Annotated in this window: 15 protein-coding genes; all 15 read right to left on the reverse strand. The window is 60.7% G+C overall.

The window, feature by feature from the left end; translation table 11 throughout:
- On the reverse strand, nt 1-1,175 hold a 1,175-nt coding region (locus tag ENJ54_03170), incomplete at its 3' end, for a hypothetical protein (protein HFC08849.1).
- 15 nt (nt 1,176-1,190) lie between these two features.
- Entirely contained in the window at nt 1,191-1,745 is a 555-nt protein-coding gene (locus tag ENJ54_03175; GenBank protein ID HFC08850.1) for an isoprenylcysteine carboxylmethyltransferase family protein, read from the reverse strand.
- The gene (locus ENJ54_03180; GenBank protein HFC08851.1) at nt 1,745-3,028 is read right to left on the reverse strand and encodes a hypothetical protein; all 1,284 of its coding nucleotides are present in this window, start codon (nt 3,026-3,028) and stop codon (nt 1,745-1,747) included. Before ENJ54_03180 ends, ENJ54_03175 begins: the two co-directional genes overlap by 1 nt.
- Before the next feature lie 529 nt (nt 3,029-3,557).
- Complete coding sequence (locus tag ENJ54_03185) at nt 3,558-4,808, reverse strand: CpaF family protein (GenBank protein ID HFC08852.1); 1,251 nt, start codon at nt 4,806-4,808, stop codon at nt 3,558-3,560.
- Nucleotides 4,809-4,811: 3 nt separating this feature from the next.
- Entirely contained in the window at nt 4,812-6,104 is a 1,293-nt protein-coding gene (locus tag ENJ54_03190) for a ParA family protein (protein HFC08853.1), read from the reverse strand.
- Nucleotides 6,105-6,115: 11 nt separating this feature from the next.
- Entirely contained in the window at nt 6,116-6,976 is an 861-nt protein-coding gene (locus ENJ54_03195) for a hypothetical protein (GenBank protein HFC08854.1), read from the reverse strand.
- A complete protein-coding gene (locus ENJ54_03200; GenBank protein ID HFC08855.1) occupies nt 6,973-7,173 on the reverse strand; it encodes a hypothetical protein in 201 nt (66 codons plus the stop codon). The genes ENJ54_03195 and ENJ54_03200 overlap by 4 nt, the downstream gene beginning before the upstream one ends.
- Nucleotides 7,157-7,393: a hypothetical protein gene (locus tag ENJ54_03205; GenBank protein HFC08856.1), complete on the reverse strand. Its 237-nt coding sequence runs from the start codon at nt 7,391-7,393 to the stop codon at nt 7,157-7,159. The genes ENJ54_03200 and ENJ54_03205 overlap by 17 nt, the downstream gene beginning before the upstream one ends.
- Entirely contained in the window at nt 7,390-10,545 is a 3,156-nt protein-coding gene (locus ENJ54_03210; GenBank protein ID HFC08857.1) for an ATP-binding protein, read from the reverse strand. The genes ENJ54_03205 and ENJ54_03210 overlap by 4 nt, the downstream gene beginning before the upstream one ends.
- Nucleotides 10,546-10,763: 218 nt before the next feature.
- Nucleotides 10,764-11,300 (reverse strand): hypothetical protein, encoded by a 537-nt coding sequence (locus ENJ54_03215; protein HFC08858.1) that lies wholly within the window; start codon nt 11,298-11,300, stop codon nt 10,764-10,766.
- A gap of 6 nt (nt 11,301-11,306) precedes the next feature.
- Entirely contained in the window at nt 11,307-12,644 is a 1,338-nt protein-coding gene (locus ENJ54_03220; protein ID HFC08859.1) for a hypothetical protein, read from the reverse strand.
- Between the two features lie 269 nt (nt 12,645-12,913).
- The gene (locus tag ENJ54_03225; GenBank protein ID HFC08860.1) at nt 12,914-13,744 is read right to left on the reverse strand and encodes a hypothetical protein; all 831 of its coding nucleotides are present in this window, start codon (nt 13,742-13,744) and stop codon (nt 12,914-12,916) included.
- Nucleotides 13,745-13,754: 10 nt separating this feature from the next.
- Complete coding sequence (locus ENJ54_03230) at nt 13,755-14,189, reverse strand: DUF488 domain-containing protein (GenBank protein ID HFC08861.1); 435 nt, start codon at nt 14,187-14,189, stop codon at nt 13,755-13,757.
- An 83-nt stretch (nt 14,190-14,272) separates the two neighbouring features.
- Nucleotides 14,273-14,836, reverse strand: coding sequence for a hypothetical protein (locus ENJ54_03235; GenBank protein HFC08862.1), 564 nt, complete (start codon nt 14,834-14,836; stop codon nt 14,273-14,275).
- A gap of 11 nt (nt 14,837-14,847) precedes the next feature.
- Complete coding sequence (locus tag ENJ54_03240) at nt 14,848-15,450, reverse strand: hypothetical protein (protein HFC08863.1); 603 nt, start codon at nt 15,448-15,450, stop codon at nt 14,848-14,850.
- Nucleotides 15,451-15,543 lie beyond the last annotated feature (93 nt).

Consider the following 15,543-nt stretch of genomic DNA (forward strand, 5'->3'; position numbering starts at 1 on the left):
ACATACCACCCTTCGCTGCCATCAGGCGACGGCGCAGAAGCGGTCAAGGCTGGGGCAGTCGTGTCCACCTCGACCGTTTTGCGCCAGGAAGTGCTGTTTCCGGCATTGTCCGTCGCTTCACACTCGACGACATGCTCTCCGTCGCCGGTCACATTCACCGGCGGCGTCTGCCATGCCCCCCCGTCTATTCGGCATTCTACCGAAGCCACCCCGCTTGTGGCGTCTTCCGCACTTGCGCCTATCTGCACCGGTGCGGTCACAAACCAGTCATCGTCGCCGTTCGGCTCAGGCATGGAGGGCGTGAGCGTCGGCGCGGTTGTGTCTATCTTCACCGTCACCCGCTGTGAAGTCGTCGTATTTCCCGCCACGTCCTCGGCTTTGAAAACGACCGTATGGACACCGTCTGTTGACAAATTCACCGTCTCGCCGCTTTGCCACGTTCCGCCGTCCACCTGGTACTGCACTGAAGCCAGACCGGAAGCGGCGTCCGAGGCATTGGCCGCGACCGTCACAGGGGAGACATACCAGCCGTTTTGCCCCATTGCGCCGCTGGTCGTAGGCGCAGCAGTGGGCGCGGTGGCATCCACCTTCCACGAAATCGTGTGCGCCAGACTGCTGTCCCCCCAACTGCTTTCTGCCCAATAATCTGTACTCTCGGCCCCATCAGGCAAAGCCTTGTCACACGCAGGTGAAGCGGTATGGGGTTGGCACACATATCCCCACTTGGAAGTCTCTATCGCCGTGATGACATGCCCACTCACGGGTTCACTGGCAGTGAAATGGATGTTTGCTCCTCCCCGGCACCACCCGTTGTCGCCGGGAGTCGCGCATTGCAATGTGGCGTCTGCGGTCGCATTGGGAAGCGTAATCGTCTGTGTTTCGTCCTTGGTGTAATAGTTGTTTCCGCCGTTCCGCAAGTCATTGCAAACGAAGGCAGAGCACGTGGGGTGATTACTACACTGGTCGCCGCAAACATTCAACCCCGCGCCGCCGGGGAAAGAGCATATATAGGCGTCGTCGTAATAGCGGTAAACCTTAGTGCACCCCGCCACCGTTTTCGTGCGGTGCGCCGGGCCGGTGTAATCCGCCATGACCGTAGCGACGCCCAGCGTCACGACGAACAGCACGACAATCAACAACCCTCCATAGGCCAGCCTGAGAGTCTTTCGTGCCATAAAACGCCTCCTCGACTAAAACACACCCGGCAAGAAGCGCGCTGGGGTGGATTGCCGATAGCGGTCGTATTCTGCAACCAGCCGCTCTTCCCAGCGGGTTCGCACGCCTATCACCACCCCCAGCATTGCTACAATCACGAGGTTGCTCCACGTGGGGGAAACGCCCAAGACCGCCAGCCACGTCAACATTTCGCCGGTATACATCGGGTGCCGCACCCAGCGGTATGGGCCGCGCACGACCAGGCCGCGGTCGGCGGGGGCGACGCCAAACGCTGCGCCCAGGCTTGCCATTGCCCAGATTGCCAGGAGCAGCCCTGCGGCGCTCACGCCAACAGCCCACAAGGGGCGACGCCCATCCGTCCGCAAAGCCAGCGGGAGCAGCACCGCCCCCCAGGCCAGCAGTCGCACACCAAGGGGGGCTTCGGCCTGGGGCTTGCGATGGACGAGGATAAGTACCCCTGCCAGGAGCGCCTGTACGGCCACAAGCGCCCCCAGCACCCCACCGCTTTGCGCTTCCGCGGCGGCCAGCACCGCAGCGAACAACGCTCCCAGATAATCCAACGCGCGCACTAACCGCCTCCAAACGCAGCGCCCAGCGCCAAGAGCAAAGGCATCATCACCGCAACCAGCATGGGTAGGAAAAAGAAAAGCGTCACCGGCCCAATCAATTTGTTGCTCAATTGCTCGGCTTGCCGGAGCACCTTGGCGCGATACTCTCGTCCAAAACCCTGCGCCACGGCAAACATCTGCTCGGCCACATCCGTGCCCTTGGAAGCGGCCAGGTCAACCTGAGCGCCAAAAGCCGCCAGTTCTTCCAGCCCCCACTCTGCCAAACGCTCCTTCAACAGCCCTTTGGTCGGCGGGCGAGAGAACAGCACACGTCCCGACCGCCGCGCTTCTTCCAGCACTTCCTGGAAGACATCGCTCACCGGGAACGGCAATGCAGCCACGCGTTGCAAGGCGTTTTCAGGCGAAACGCCCGCGCTCATCTCAGCAGCCAGCAGCGAGGCCACTTCGGGCAACGACCGCCTCACCGCAGCCTTGGCCTCTCCTGCCCGCTGCCGGAGCACGGCCAGGGGGAGCGTGGCGCCGTAAAGCAGCACGAGGGCGGGGAGCAACGGAAGCGCCGTTACCACGACCAACCCTATCGCCATGAGCACGTAGACCACCGTCTTCCCCACAATTGCCGCCAGGCTTTCGTCCTTGTAATAACCGCCCACGCGCGCCCAGCGATATTGCAAGCGAATGGATTTGAGCGATACCCCCCACCTGTCCAAGACGCCTTCGCCGATTTTGTCCAAAGCGCCTGCGCGCCCACCCGCGGCGTATTCTCCCAACCGTCGGGAGGTGGCGCGTTCGATAGACCACCCGCGCAATCCCAGGAAAACCAAAACCGCTGCCAAAAATGCTGCGCCAAGGGCAACCAGGTTGTACATCTCTGCGGGGATTGCCATCACACCGCCTCCTGAAGCATCTTCTTGACCACGATCATCCCCACCGTCATCCAGACGATGGAGACAGCAAACATCGTTTGAATCACAGGGGAGTTTGCGTAACCGCCGTTGGTCATGCCTACCATCATCAAAAGCGTCACGCCCGCCAGGATGAACAAGGTACCCTGGGCGCTGGCGCCCTTGGCCCGGGCCGTGACGCGCGCGTCCAGGACGTCGCTCAGGCTGTCTGCGGCTTGCCCAAACGCATCGGCGAAACCGGAGCCGCCCGTTTCGGCCAGCCGCCCCAAAAGCACCACCACCACGCCCAGAGAGGGAGAGAGCACCATTGCCTCCTCCTGGGCTTCTGCCAGGGCCTTGCGTCCACGCTGTTGCAAGGCTCGCGCAAGACGCTCCACCCATGCGCGCAACGGCTTCTTGGGCACCAGCGTCTTGCTCACCTCCTCCAGCGCCACGGCGATATTGGGGGTGGTCTTCACCACCGCATTCATGCGGAGTAGAAACATCGGGATTTCGTCTTCAATCTGGTTCTGCATCGTGCGCCATTGCTCCGTGACCCATCCGTCGAAGAACAGCGCGCCGGCTACGACGCCGGAAGCGCTCACCATCCAACTCAACCCAACCATCCGCAGCGCGGCCACAAATCCCAGCCCCGCAATCACACGCCCTGCCCACACGGCAGCCGTCTCCCAGCCTTTCACGTCAATGCCCAGGCGTTGGAACGCCACCCGCACACGATGACGCTTCGAACCAAACACGACCGTTTCCGCTGTGGTCGTCTCGCCGCTAAAGGCAGCGAGGCGCTTTTGTGCTGGCTTCATGGCCTTGCGAGCGGCCCATACGATAAGGTGATAGGCCAGCACCGCCGCAGCCGCCCCAATCAACAAAGGGCGTAAGTTAGCAACGCGATAAAGCAATTCCCGAACGTCCATCATGCCACCGTCCTTTCTACGGTGATTTCACCCAACTGCTCCTCGCCGTTGGCGTACAACCGCCGGAACTTGACGTTGCCGCCCACCAATTCGCGGTTGGACACCTCCCACACGCCGATGATGCGCCTGCGGCGGACGCCGTCTTCGTCATCCGCCCACCCCACCTGCACCACCACGTCGATGGCCTGGGCGAACATCGCCTTGGCCGCCTCGAAACGCACCTGGCGGTCGGTGAACATGATGACGCCCATCCGGTGGACGGCCTCCTTAGGGCCTTCGGCGTGGAAGGTAGACAAGCCGGGATGGTCGGACATTTGCGCTCGAAACAGCGCCAGCGCGGCGTCGCCGGTGCGGATTTCCCCCACGATGAGCCACTTGGGGGACATCCGCATGGCGTCGTCCACACCGTCGGCCAGGGTATACGGCGGCACGTCCGAGCCCGGCGGCGATGGACGCGCCTGGATGGTGACCACATGAGGGTGGTTCATCCAAATCTCTTCTGGGTCCTCGATTTTCACCACGCGCTTGGTTTTGGGAATGCCGTTGGCCAGAGCGGAAAGCACCGTCGTCTTGCCTGTGGCCGTGCCGCCAATGACTAACAGCCGCAGCCCCCGCCCCACCGCTTCCACCAGTCCCATGATGACCGGCTCCGGCGCCACACGCCATTCCACCAACTGCCGGGGCGGCACGGGCTTGGGTTCGTACAGCCGGATGTTGACGCTGGGAAACCCCAGCCCCGGCGCAATGACGGGGTGCAGGATTTTGATGCGCGCGCCGCCGGGCAGGGTCTCCGAGCGCGGCAACCCTGCGTCCACGCTGGGATTGGCTTCGGAAACCGCCCGCCCCAAGGGGGCAAGCAAGGCATCCACCGCGCGCCAGGTTTCTTCCAGGCCGAGGTCGTCGCGCACCATCTCGAAATCCGGCGCGCCTTTGCGGAGCACCCACAACTGGCCATAGGGGGTGATAGCGATTTCGGAAACCTCACCCGGCGCCAGGAATGGCTCCAGGAAGCCCAAACCGCCGATGCGCGCGGCGACTTGCTGCGCCATCGCCTGCACCAATTCGGGAGAAGCCGTCCAGCCGTTTTGGTTCAAGATTGAGCGGACGGCGTTCTGGGCGCGTGACAGCAAAGCCGCGCGGTTCCGCATCTCGTCCAGCGAGAGTTGGCCTAACATCGCCGCGGCCTGCTGAACCACCTCCCCCTGCTTGTCAGCAGGGAAAGTTTGGACAACGGCATCCCAACCGGCCATAGGTCACTTCCCCTTCCGGATTTTGATGAAGCCAAGTTTGATCGCCTTGCCGCCGCGCCCGCTGGCCTGCCGCGCGCCGCCGAAGAGCATATCGGACAACTTGTGTACAGGCCGCGCAAAGGCATCCGAGGCGTCCAAAGCAGGCCGCCCCTGGTCTTGCGCCACAGGCACATCGGCTACATACGGCACCACCGCGGCCACCGGCGGGAAACCGGAAAGCCCCAGGTTCTTGGCCGCGGCGTCCGCGGCCTGGTGCCATTCGTCAGGGGTCAACTGGCCGCTATCCCGCATATTGAGCACCACGACCACGTTGCCTGCGGCAATACGGTGCTGCCCCGCGGCGCGCTGCACCACCGTGCGATACGCCTCCACCGACGCCCATGCGTCGGCCAGGGTCGCCCTGGCCACCAGCACGAGGGTATTGGACGCGGCGACGGCAAAAGGCGCAACGCCCCCGACCGGCGCATCGAGCACGATGGCGGCATAGTTTGCATAAGCCGCGGTCGTGACCAACGATTGCACCGAAGCGCTGTCGTCCTTGGGGAGCGACGCGGCTCGCGCTTCGGAAAGCACATCGGGAAAACCGGCCAGCACATCCAGGCTGCCCACTTGCTGCAGCGCGGCCTGGAAGCCTTCCTGGGTGGGGTTCTGCATCCAGTGGGTGAAGTTGGGGTCGGGTTTCAGCCCCAGGTGCAGCGGCAACACATCTGGCGCGCCCAGCCCTACCAACAGCGCCCGCAGCCCTTTACGGGCGGCATCCAGCGCGAGCGCAGCGGCCAAGGTACTGCGGCCTGTGCCGCCGGCGCGATTCCACACCGTGATAATGCGCAACCCCGCAACCGCCGTACCGCCGGTTGGGCGTCCCCCGCCCCACATCTGCGGGGCTGCAGGAGCCTGACGCCGCAGAGCCAGGGCATCGGCGTACATCCGCCCCGCCAGTTCGACCAGATTGGCGTCGCCGCGAAAAGACGCTTTCACCGCAGGCTGGCTGCCCACCTGCTCCACGATTTCCTGGGGCACGTCGGGCGGCAGGAAGACATAGACCGCCGAGCTCACACCCGCCAGCGCCTGCATCAAGGCGTCGGGGCCGGGGTAAATCGTCGCGTCCAGCAACACGATTTCGGGATTGGACGCCAGTTTGACCTTGACGTCCTGCGGGTCGGTGGCATAACTCACCACCCGAAAACGGGCGTCCGAAGCCAGCGCGGTGTACCACACATGGGTGCGGTCGGGAGCGCCCGCCAAAAGCACGGTGACGGCGTCAGCGCCGTTGTTGCCTGTCGTCGTCCAACCCATCACACACCTCCTTACGGCGACGGCGTCGCGGCGGGCGTGGGCGTGGGCATCCCCGGCTTCCAGCCCTCCGGCGTAGGCGTGGGCGTCGCCGTGGCAGGGAAAACGATGAGGTCGGGAAGCCACAGCCCCGACGATGTGAACTTCTTAGCCCCATCGCCCATCCGATACAGATACAGCGTGGCATTGCTTGCACTGGACAACGCCGAAAGCAACTCCAACGCGTTGATTTTATAAACCTTGTCGGGTGCATTGGCAGCCCCGAAGTCGTACACCACAGCCTGCATATCCACCGGCACGGCTACGTTGATCACACCCTCATGGGCGCGCTCTCGGTAGGTCGTGGGCAATCCGTTCTCAGCGGTAGGCATGGCCTGAACTTCTTGCGGGTCACGCGCCACAAAGTCGGGGTCAATATAAGTCACCCGCAGCCCTTCGATCATGGCTTTGCTGAACGTGCCCTGGTGGGCCATGTCGTTGCTTTGAATGACGGCCACCACGCCCACCTTGTCGCCGATGCCCAGCGTGCCGCCCAACCCGGAAGCATCCACCACATGCAGCCCGATTTCCCGCTCGTCAGGCGCCAGTTTCACGGTTTGCCCGATGTGCGCTTGCCGGATGATGTCGCCCGCGCTTCGGGCAACCGCCAGGGTCTTCCCTACGGCCTCCCCGACGCTCGTAAACGCATCCGCGGGGATGGCCGATTGCGGCAACTGCTCTATCTTCAAATCGGCCTGGGTCAACGTATGGCCGGGCATCAAATCGCGTGCCGCCACCACGACGTCCGCCTGGGGCGCGGGTTTGAGCACCGCCAAAGCGACAAACAGCACCACGACGGCGCCTACAATGGCTATCAAGTTCTTCTTGCCTTTCATGCAGCGTCCTCCTGACGATTGGGGGTTGTGAGTTTCAAACCGTCGACCAAAGCGGCGACGTTCTCCAGCGTCTCGGTACGCCAGGCCAGCACCTCCTGCGTGCGGCTGTCGACCTCCAACACCAGCGCCAAAGTTATCGGGCGATTAAGCCATTGCCGGGCAACCTCCGCCCAGTCTTTTTCATCCGTCGTTGGCATGGTTGCTCTCCTTGGTGGGTGTGGGTGTACGGGAAGATACCGGCAAAGGTATCGGGGTGGGCAAAGCGCTCCACCACCCCGGCGTCGCCGTCGGGGTTGGCGTGGCCGTAGCCAAATGCGCCGCGCCTCCGTTCCCTCCACCGCCGCGGGGAACGACGGCAATCAAGACCAGCGCCATAGCAAACAGCGCTACTGCCATCCAAATATGCCTTTGCTTCATGTGCGACCTCCAAAGCGTTCTGCAATTTCGTCGTCTGAGGGTTCCTCCACATCCAAAATCAACGGCTGGAAGACCAGGGGCGCCTGGTCGAGCCTGTCCATGCTGTACGGGAAACGCCCCATGACCTGCCCAATCCGCTGATAAGCCAGAAAATTGCGCCAGGTTTCGTCTCGGAAGCCCTTGGACGAGCGGGCAAGGGCTTCCAGGGTGAGTTCCTTGTCCTTCGGGTTCTTGACGAACCCCACCACCCAGTTATTGCAAGACGAGATGATGGCATCGCTAATGAGGTGGGGGGCCTGGGTACAGAAAGCCATCCGCACCCCATGCTTGCGGCTGTCCACGGCAAAGTCGGAGAAAATACGGAGATGGGCGGCCTCTTCGTCCGGTGGCCCGGCAATGCCGCCCAGGATCTTGTTGGCTTCCTCGAAGACCAGGAGAAGCATGTTCTTGGTCTTGCCCTGAGTAGCGCGGTACCAAGCCATGTCCATGTAAAGATGCCACCCCAGCCATGCCAGGATGAACGCTTTGAGTTCCTCGGAAGCGAACATACCGCCTTCGATGACGGCCACGCCCCAGGGCGCGGCCAGGTCGCCCACATCCAGCGCGTCGTCGCCCGCGCCGAACATCTCGGCTGCACTGCCCTCGACCAGGTGACGCAGCCGCTCCAGGATGCCCTCGTAGATATTGACCAGAAAATCCGACCGGCGTTTGTACGCCACCTCCTGAAGTTCACGTTCCAGAAAGGCATACAGTTCCGGCAAATCCGACCGCCGACTGCGCCACCACGCCAGCAGGTTGCGCTTCAGTTGAGGCACCTCGGCGATAGGTGTGCCCGCGGTCATCTCCACCAGGTCGGCCTCGTCGGGCCGCACCTTGCCCCACTTGGGGTCGTTACGCACCTCGCGGTCGTTGACCAGCACGCCCGTATCCAAATACACCTGCCGCAGCGCCTTGCGGAGCACTTTCTTTTGGCGACGCTCGCCGAGTTTCTGCACGCCGGTGAAGATGTCCACGAAGGCGTCCATCTGGATGGATGGCGGAATGCCCTTGCCGATTTGCAAGGGGTTCCAACGCAATGGACGGGGCGCGTCCGGCCAGATTTGCTGAATGTCCACATGCCCTTCCAGGCCGGGGGCGTTGAGCAGTTTGCGCCACCCCGCGCCGAAGTCCAGCACCACGGCGCGGATTTTCCACTGCTTGACGGCCTCGTACACCATCCGCTCGGCGGCCACAGATTTGCCCCAGCCGGTATCCCCCACGAAAAGCGTGTGGAAAAAGCGGGACTTGCTCAGTTTGACGGGCGCGGTGGTAAGGTCGCCGGTTTCGGGGCTGAACTGATGCCCCAGCACCACCTCGCCGTCCATGTCGGGGTAGAACGACACGCCGGTGGGAATAGGCGGCACGGCGGCCACCAGCGTACCCTCCTCGAAAATGCCGGGGGTGGTAAACGCCGCCACCCTGTCGGGGGGCAGCATGGTGCCGTACTTCGTCCACAGCGTTCCATCGAAGGGGTCGCCTTTCCCGTTGGCCGGGAGCATCCAGGGCAGCATGGCGATTGCATGCCGCCGCAACGCGTCCGCGTCTTCCGGGTCAGGCCGCACGGTGAGGATGGGCGTCGGCACCTTCGGGCCGTGATACGCCTGCGGCGCGAGGGACTGCGCAGCCCGGGCGCCCTTCTCGCTGCCCGTCAACAGCAGCGCAGTAGTCATAAAGCCCCCGTTCTGGCTGGCTTGGTTAACCTCCGCTTCCACCAAACGCAAGACCTCGGTCAACCGCGCCGCAACGTCGTCCTCCAGCCGCCATTGACGGCTGACGCTGACGCCGGGCATCAGGCTTGTGGAAAGGCCAAAGCCCGCCATTTGGCTGGCCGTCAGGTTACGGACATCCGACCACGTGCGCGCTTCCTGATGCGTTTGCCCCCACCCCTCCTGCACGCTGTCGGTAGCGCCGCGTGTGTCCGCGCTGCCCTCGGTATGGCTGCGCGAGGCGGTGTTGGTGATGGTGACGGCGGTTTGCTGCGACGTGCCGTGTCCTTGTGTCATCGCCGTACCGTCGCTAACCGCGTGGCCGAGGTTCCAACCGTCCGTTGCCGATGTCTCGGCATGGAAACCGCCCTTGGCCCCAGCCACAATGGCGCTCACGTCCAACTGGACATTGGCGCCGCCCCCCACGGTTTCGGAATGGGTTTGGCCTGCCATGTTGGTTTCGGTGTGCGTCTTGGTAACAGACTGCTGCCAGTTCTCCCCCGTGCCGCGCGTGACGCTCACCGAGCGGCTTCCTCCCACCGTGTCGCTCACGCTGTCGGTGTGGGAAACCTGGTCTGCGTGTCCCCTACCCCACGAATGCTGCGCGCCGTCCGTGACGCCGCGCCCGTCCGTGTGCCCTGCGCCTTTTCCGGCGCTGACGCCCTGACTTACTGCGGCCATGATAGGCAGCGAAAGGCTGAAGCCAATTCCCAAACTCCCCTGTTGACGGGAAGCCGCCTGAGATGCCAGGCGCGAGACCTGCATCAGGCTTTCCGTCAACTTGCGCCGCGAGAGGCGCTTGGCGGTCACCTGAAAGACGAAACTCTCCCGCAGCTTGGCCATACCGCGAAACAGGATTTCGTTTTGCTCTGCCGCCAGGTCGTCGGAGGTGGGATTAGGCAATTCGCCGTCGCGTGAAACGATACCCCGGCGCGTCTTACGCGGGTCGGGGTATCCCAACAAAGCCAAAAGCACCGTCTTCTGGTTGGTGACGAAATCCACATACCAGGCCACCCACTCCCGTTTTGGCGGGCGGGTCTGCGACTGGGGGTAATTCGCCAGCACGGCCTGGACGGAAGCCAGCCGCCGCTCCGCCTCGCACCCGGCGCTTTCGCGATTTTCCCCCTCGCTGGTCGCGCCGTACATCTGCACAATGCCAATATGCCGCGGGTGAAAAATTCCCAAGGCCAGATAGACGAAATCCACCTGCGCGTCGTACAGCCCGCGCAAGGCGGCGCTTTGTTTGTCCAGAAGGTCGTAATCCTCACGGGCGGTTATCGGCAACGCGGTGAGTTCTGCAAGGGCAACGGCGCGGTAGAACCGACGCCCGTCCTGAAGGATACGGAACCACAAATACCGCACCTCGCCGTTGTTCGTCGTAATGCCGTTGTCCAGGATTTCCAGCATAAACGCCTCCAACGCGGGCCTTAAGGCCAACTACCCCTTAACCCGGGCCTTAAGGCCTCCCGCCTTTCATCGCCACTTCGGGAGCCAATCTCCAAGCGCCACAGCAGCAGCGGCGGCGCTCACCAGCACAGCCCAGAGGGTATGCCCTGCCCACAACAACATCGCGGCGACGCCGCCCAACCATCCCAAAAGCAAACCGGACTTGGCTTCCATACGGCCTACTCCTGTTTACCTCGTGTGCGCACGGTAGTGACCAGGTCTTCCGGCCTGCCGCCCGGCATAGGCGGATGCACCCACAAGGCTTGTGCTGCCAGAGCCAGGAAACCCAACGGGTAAGCGTAGACGGCAATCTTGATGATAGCGTCCAGATAAGACGCTCCCAACTCGGCGCTGTGGAAACCGCCGAGCGCGGTGTAAAGCGCAAAGCCCAAGAGCATCATGCCGTACAGCCCCAGCGCGCCCACCATGCGCCAGGATAGGGTATAGGGGTTGTACCTCTCCACCCGCACCGCCACGGCGCCCACCGCGCTCATCGCGGCGACCATGAAAGCCAGCATAGGCGGGGAGAACAGTACGCCCAGGGAAGCCAGGGTGGCAGCGGCCAGGGCATGGCGACGCTGCTCCTGCGGAACAACGGTGGAGACGTAAAAGGCCGCCGCCACAGCCAGCAGCACGGCGATATGGGCCGCCAACACGTACAGGCTCACCAGGAACCCGTTGAGCACCCACACGAAAGGCAGCAAGAGCGTCCGCATCATCCCTCACCGGTGCAGCGTGGAAGTGAACACGGCCACCTGGAACGTCCCCACTTGCAGGTGAAACGGGCGTCCTGAAGAAACCTCCGTGCCGCTGGTATAGCCGTCCAGAATGAGGTTGTAGGTACCGGGGTCTGCGACCTGAACCCGCTTGACGAGAAAACGCCAGTAGTAGGTGTACCCGCTCACACCCTTCTGGGCCTGGGGCGGGTTGAACCACCACCACTCAGGGCGATGGAGATAAGCGCCGGGATAACGGATGCCCAACGAGCCGCGGGTAATCCATTCACGGGAATCCTGAGAGAGCGTCGCGGTGGCCTTGACCCAATTCGCCGTTTCAGGAAGCGTGACCTTATGGCGCACGCAATCCGTCCAGGTGTAAAGCTGGTAATACGGATTGTTCACAGTATTAGGGTCATGGGACACCCCGGACGGGCACCCCTGTCCGGTACCGTTGGGGACATAACGACACTCGCTCCGATGCACCGCCTCATACCAGATATAAATCGTCGGCTCGATGGTGAGCGTAAACTCCAAATCAGCCCCGCGCTTCTTGGGGTCTTGTCCCACCACCAGCGGATAATTCGGCGCAACCGCACGGCCGGTACCCAAAATACGACCCTGGTGCACCTCCGGCGGCGCGCACTCCGAAGGCGGCGGGGGCGGCGGCGTTGCAATCGCCGCCAGCGCCTCCGGTGGGCAGCCCCCAGGCGCAAACTGGCAACTGTCAGGGGTGTAAAGCAAAATGGTGGTGTAGAGGGCCTTGTCTTTTCGAGATCTGTGCCAGAAAAATTTCAAAAGATGCCACACATCCCCCCAAGGGCCAAACGACCAGCCGCTTTTTCGCCCCCGGATCATTTCGTCGGCGAACTGCTCCGGTGAAACGTAGTCGTCCTTGATTTCGTCCCACGCGCCGGTGGCCCGCAGCATGGCGGCAACGGCGTCTTTGGCGTTCCCCAGCAGGCCGCCTGCGCCCTGCACCTGGCTCCCTAAGCCGTTCTGCAAGTAGGCGCTGGCGTCTTTCAACCCCGATTCGTCGGCGTTGAGCGCCATGAAGAACAGCGTGGTTGCCGAGGGCATCACCACCGTGTTACCGTTGGCTGCGACGTAGACGTGGTATTCCGCTTTGCCGCCAAATATCTTCGGCACCCAGTCCACTTTTTCCGTGACCACGCCTTTGTCTACGACCGTGGGGAGCATTTTCCCGTTCTTGTCGAATATCTCTCCCCACAGGTAGTTGGTCTGGCCGGTGTCGCCGCCTTCCCCGCCGTCCGCCAAAGCGGTTTGGGGAAACACGGAGGCCAGGAACGCCAACAACGTGAGCCAGCTCAGTATGCGCTTCATGGACACGCCTCCAGCCTACAGTGCGAAATGGAATTAAACAAAAACGGCGTCTCCCTTTCGGGGGACGCCGCGAATTGACGCGGTTCTCCCACGGGACACGCCTTTCGTGCTCGATTGTAGCCAAACCGTGGGACTTTGTCAAGCGCGCATGTGCTTTTTCTGCGCCCTTTCAGGGCGCATTCGCCTTTTTTCTCCCCCCTTCCCCCTTTCAGGCGGCCAAAACGGGGCTACTTACAAGTAGCCCTGTTTACCCCTGCACGAAGAGAACACTAAATACCCAATTCCAGCTGCTTTTTTTTCTTAGGCCACCAAAAACCCACTATAGAAAACACTTGAGGATGCGATGCAATGTTCCCTAAGAAAAAATAGAGATCCTTGTCTGGTCCACATATCTTGTGGAGTTTGTCAATGACTTTCTCGACAGCCACCTCAGCTGAATCGCCTCGTTGACGCAAGTTGAAGTAAAGTGCATCAACTTCCCAGTCCAAAACGCTCATCCGGTGAGTAGAGCATTCGTGGTCATCACAACGAAATGTAATTCGAAACCGATAATCAGGGGGACGTAATGGTTTCACTGTATGGTCTTTCCCGAAATCCAATGGGAGCTCCATCTGTTGAATAGCTTCCTGATACTTTGCCCAAAATCTTTCTTGTTCTTCATCGCTGTACGGAACAGCCTGAATGTCTAAGATCTCTTTGGGTTTCACCAACCCTAACGAGGTTTTGTCTTTTCTTTGTTTGAGCTTCAAGGTTTCAACAGAGGAGAAAATATTCTCTGGGTTCATTACCCACCTTGCCCTTGCATCCCAGTTCCCCTTTTCAGAGGGTATTGTCCCTAAAACTCGGATGTTACTATACCGGATCTTATAGCTTTCAGGACGGGGGTCTGAAGGTGCTTTCATCACTTCTGCTTCAATCCATTGATACTTCTTGAAAATTCTTGAATCGTCCATATATCGTAACGGAACAGGGTAAATCCGTACAAGACGACGAGTATCCTCAAATACCCCACCAGTGCAAACTATTTCGCGATATTTCTTGCTAACTTCTGGACGAGTCTTCCCCCATATCAAAATGCGACGCCGTTGCCACCTTTCCATCATGTTCCTCCTACTCCACTTTTACGAGGTCGATATCTGGCATTGTAGTTGTCAACCTTTCAATAAGGATACTTCTATGGCATTGATCGTGTTCTCGTTCATAACAAAATATCGCTACGGCTTCCTCAGAAATAGCAGCCGAAATTTGTTCAATGACCGCTGGATGATTCGCGAGGTAAGATGAGTAGAGACTCATACAGTATTCAAAATCTCCTTCAACTTTCCGATAAGGATTTCCGGCGTCTTTAACATGCTGATATTGAATGCCGGCCGCGGCCAAGTGAGACTTTAGAACGTTTTTCCTGAAATCCACTCTACGTGAAGTAGGCAGTTCTCTCACGTCGATTACTTTTTTGACGCTGTGCTCTTTCAGCATAGCAATTAATTCATCAATACTGCGACGTTGGTAACCTATACTTATTACCCGATAATAAGCCATTTTCATCTCTCCTCACATCTCAAATCTCACTAAAAATTGGGCGTTATCCCCCTTAGACGTTTTCTAAAAGGCAGAAAAACCAATTAACATTACTGCTTCGGCATGTATCGCTGGGCGTCCTGCTCGTCGAGCGGCCCTGCAAAGCGCCAGGCATTGTCGTCTTTTTGCACCAGCGCGTAGGCCGTGAGCGTATCGCCCTTCAACCCCTCCACGCCGTCCCACGGCTGGGAAAAGCGCACCACGACGCGGTAGAGGCGGTAGGTTGCGTCTGCTTTGGCCGTTTCGCCCACGAATTCCACCTCCTCCACCGTGGCCTGGTTGTGCAGGTCAGGGTAAGCGCTCATTTGCTGCTGCGCCCACTTTTTCAGCATGACCTGGTAGATGGCGCAGCCCTCCTGGGTGGTCAAGGCGCACATGCGCTCCACCCAGGCGTCTACGCCTTTTTGGGCGTCCAGGCTGAAAAAGGCTTCCACCCCCTCTACCGCGGCGACCTGGGCGGGGTCGCTGGGAGTGGGCGTGGCGCGGTGCAACAGTCCTGCAACCTGGCCGCTCACCTTCGGCCAGCCCCACACGGCTGCGGCTGCAAGAACGAGTAGCGCAATCGCCCAGCCAAGGATTTTCTTCAGGGTACCGGCGCTGATTTCGAGTTCCACGACAAAACCTCCTACGGATGTTCCGCCTGGCTTGCTTTCCAGGCATTATACTCGGCTTCGAGTGTCGGAATTTCTTCGGGGGTTGGGATGTAGTGATAGACGCATGGGTCGGCGGAGGCGCTGGGCGAATAATTTGAAATTGGCAAATCCTCCCATGCCTTGTCCACAGTCTGAAGGTACTCCGGAATGCTGCCCGGCCAGTGGAACAGATAATACCTGGCAGTGGTCAAATACCCCAATGTGGCAACAAATACGTCACCCTCCACGCAATATCTCCAACTATCCGGCTTCAAATTCGGATGTGCGCGGTTCCAGGCGGTGGTTTGCCGGTCGGTGATCATCTTCTCCCATTTCAGCAGTTGCCAGTAGGTCAAACCCCTGTATCTGGGGTTTTCCAGGGGGTGCGAGGCGTGCCAAATCATGTGACCCAACAATGCAACCCCCAACAGCGCCGCGATGACGCCGGCGTAGAGCAACGCCTGCATCGCCCGAAGCCACAACGCCATCCCTGCCCGAAAGGGGGCTAATAGCACGTTCTTTGCCGCTTTTGCCAGACCTTCTGCCGTGACCATCTTGCTCGTCTCCTGACAACCTTGCGAAATCTTCTCACTCAATGAGCAATGAGATTGCCAATACCGCACCCACAAAAAAATACGCGTAAAGCAAAATGTGGGGCCACTCCTGCAAACACTCACGGAAAGGCAAAC

The sequence above is a fragment of the Chloroflexota bacterium genome (genome assembly GCA_011322445.1).
Lineage (GTDB): Bacteria > Chloroflexota > Anaerolineae > Anaerolineales > DRMV01 > DRMV01.

What these genes read in the sequence shown, in the direction of transcription:
- ENJ54_03195 (HFC08854.1), bottom strand. Translation starts at nt 6,976, where the DNA reads ATGAAAGGCAAGAAGAACTTGATAGCCATTGTAGGCGCCGTCGTGGTG.
- ENJ54_03225 (HFC08860.1), bottom strand. Translation starts at nt 13,744, where the DNA reads ATGGAAAGGTGGCAACGGCGTCGCATTTTGATATGGGGGAAGACTCGT.
- ENJ54_03185 (HFC08852.1), bottom strand. Translation starts at nt 4,808, where the DNA reads ATGGCCGGTTGGGATGCCGTTGTCCAAACTTTCCCTGCTGACAAGCAG.
- ENJ54_03200 (HFC08855.1), bottom strand. Translation starts at nt 7,173, where the DNA reads ATGCCAACGACGGATGAAAAAGACTGGGCGGAGGTTGCCCGGCAATGG.
- ENJ54_03210 (HFC08857.1), bottom strand. Translation starts at nt 10,545, where the DNA reads ATGCTGGAAATCCTGGACAACGGCATTACGACGAACAACGGCGAGGTG.
- ENJ54_03230 (HFC08861.1), bottom strand. Translation starts at nt 14,189, where the DNA reads ATGAAAATGGCTTATTATCGGGTAATAAGTATAGGTTACCAACGTCGC.
- ENJ54_03220 (HFC08859.1), bottom strand. Translation starts at nt 12,644, where the DNA reads ATGAAGCGCATACTGAGCTGGCTCACGTTGTTGGCGTTCCTGGCCTCC.
- ENJ54_03190 (HFC08853.1), bottom strand. Translation starts at nt 6,104, where the DNA reads ATGGGTTGGACGACGACAGGCAACAACGGCGCTGACGCCGTCACCGTG.
- ENJ54_03215 (HFC08858.1), bottom strand. Translation starts at nt 11,300, where the DNA reads ATGCGGACGCTCTTGCTGCCTTTCGTGTGGGTGCTCAACGGGTTCCTG.
- ENJ54_03180 (HFC08851.1), bottom strand. Translation starts at nt 3,028, where the DNA reads ATGGGTGGAGCGTCTTGCGCGAGCCTTGCAACAGCGTGGACGCAAGGC.
- ENJ54_03205 (HFC08856.1), bottom strand. Translation starts at nt 7,393, where the DNA reads ATGAAGCAAAGGCATATTTGGATGGCAGTAGCGCTGTTTGCTATGGCG.